The sequence below is a fragment of the Skermanella sp. genome (genome assembly GCF_059503625.1).
This window is the reverse complement of the sequence record NZ_JCACHA010000519.1, coordinates 1-2,118: the sequence shown is the minus strand read 5'-3', so window position 1 is coordinate 2,118 and position 2,118 is coordinate 1. Positions and strand designations below refer to the sequence as shown.

Below are 2,118 nucleotides of genomic sequence, written 5' to 3'. Positions count from 1 at the left end.
CCAGCCGGATCACGTCGCCGTCCTCGGGCACCAGGGCACGCTCGACGCCGCAGCCGCGCGCAAGGCGGGCATGGGCTTCCAGGTGATGGATCTCGCCATGGACCGGCACCGCGAAGCGGGGGCGGATCAACTCGTACATGCGGGTCAGGTCTCCGCGCGCGGGATGGCCGGAAACGTGGACCGGGGCATCCGACGGCGTGACGATGCTGACGCCCATCCTGGTCAGCAACTCATAGATCGCGCCGATCGCGTCCTCGTTGCCCGGAATGGTCCGGGCGGAGAAGATCACGGTATCGCCGGCCTGGAGCGCCAGCGAGCGGTGCTCGGCGCGGGCGATCTTGCTGAGTGCCGAACGCTCCTCGCCCTGGCTGCCGGTGCAGATCAGCACGAGGTTGCGGCGGGGAATGCTGGACGCTTCCGACAGGCTGAGGAAGGGCTGAAGCCCGTCCAAGTAGCCGCAGGCGCGGGCGGCCTTCTCCATCCGCAGAAGCGAGCGGCCGGCGAGCACGACCTTGCGGTCGTTGGCGGCTGCCGCCTCGGCGATTCCCTTCATCCGGGCGACGTTGCTGGCGAAGCAGGTCACCGCGATGGCGCCCCGACGTCCCCGGAAGGCATCGACCAGACCGGCGCGGGCCTGACCTTCGGAGCCGGTCGAGCCTTCGACCTGCGCGTTGGTGCTGTCGCAGACCATCGCGAGCACGCCCTCGTCACCGAAGCGCTTGAGGGCTGCGAAGTCCGTGCTCTGGCCGACCAGCGGTTCCGGATCGAACTTCCAGTCGCCGGTGTGCAGCAGGTTGCCGGCACGGGTCCGGATCGCGAGCGAGACGGGTTCCGGCACCGAGTGGGTGACGGGGATCGCCTCGATATCGAACGGACCGATGCGGAAGCGCCCGCCGATCGCGAAGGTGTTGACCTGCACGGCGCGGGCGACGCCGGCTTCCTTCAGGCGCTCGCGGATCAGGTGCGTCGCGAAGGGAGTGGCGTAGATCGGGCATTCCAGCCGGGGCCAGAGATGGTGGATGGCGCCGATGTGGTCTTCGTGGGCATGGGTGACCACGAGGCCGACGACGTCGTCCATCCGCTCTTCGATGAAGGCCGGATCGACCATGAAGGACTGGACTTCCGGCATGTCGTCGCCGCCGAAGGCGACGCCGGCATCGACGATCAGCCATTTGCCGGCATGACCGTAGAGGGTCATGTTCATGCCGATGCGGTTACAGCCGCCGAGCGGAAGGAAGATGATCTCGTCGGTGCCGGGAACCGGGCCGCGTACGGGGTCGGTCTTGGGAGTACGGGCAGCTTGATTGGTTGCCTGAGTACGGGGGGCTTGATTGCGGGAGCTGGGAGTACGGGCAGCGGCGGGGGCCGCCGTTCTGGCTGGGACCGTCGGCGACGTGGAGATCAGGGGCTGTTCCCCGACACCGAGATCCTGAGCGCTACGGACGGATAGGGTGGATGTCCGCGAACGGCGGCGATCCCTTGGACTTCTCATGCAGTTTGTTCTTTCTTGCTTGCGTCGGAAATCAGGCGGATTGAAACCACGGATTTCGGACCGGTTTAAAATGACGCATCGTCTGAATGCGCCCACTGAATTTCGGAAAACTTTTGGAAAAGCTTGATGAGTGACCGAAAATACGGCCAAACGCCGATCAAGCCGGCAGTGCGGATCCAGTCTCGGACGAACTGGAGATATGAGACGAAAACGGAAAAACGAATAGCCCGGCTGCTCTGACCGCCGCCGCATAAGCGGAACGATCTGAGAACCGGGTGCGATGATCGGGTTCATGGTGGAGGGGGCTGGATTCGAACCAGCGTACGCTATCGCGGGCAGATTTACAGTCTGCTGCCTTTAACCACTCGGCCACCCCTCCGGATGGATCGAACTTGAAGCCCCTGAGGGGAGGTAGTGGTGGAGCCAAGCGGGATCGAACCGCTGACCTCTACAATGCCATTGTAGCGCTCTCCCAGCTGAGCTATGGCCCCAATCTCTGGAACGCCCATGTCGATGGGCGATGTCGTCGTGTCGTCTCTTCGTGTCTCGTGTCGGTACCGCTCACCGGCAACTCCCCTGCCCTACGCGGCGCCTGCCCTTAGCGGCTGCCGATCAGGTCTTACGTG

Annotated in this window: 1 protein-coding gene and 2 tRNA genes; all 3 read right to left on the bottom strand. The window is 64.7% G+C overall.

Going from position 1 to position 2,118, the window contains the following annotated elements; all coding sequences use genetic code 11:
* A partial coding sequence (locus AC5JJ6_RS11145) for a ribonuclease J (RefSeq protein ID WP_496042097.1) occupies positions 1–1,492 on the bottom strand: 1,492 nt, incomplete at its 3' end.
* Between the two features lie 293 nt (positions 1,493–1,785).
* A tRNA-Tyr gene (locus AC5JJ6_RS11140) sits at positions 1,786–1,871 on the bottom strand.
* A 36-nt stretch (positions 1,872–1,907) separates the two neighbouring features.
* Positions 1,908–1,983, bottom strand: a tRNA-Ala gene (locus AC5JJ6_RS11135).
* Positions 1,984–2,118: the final 135 nt, after the last annotated feature.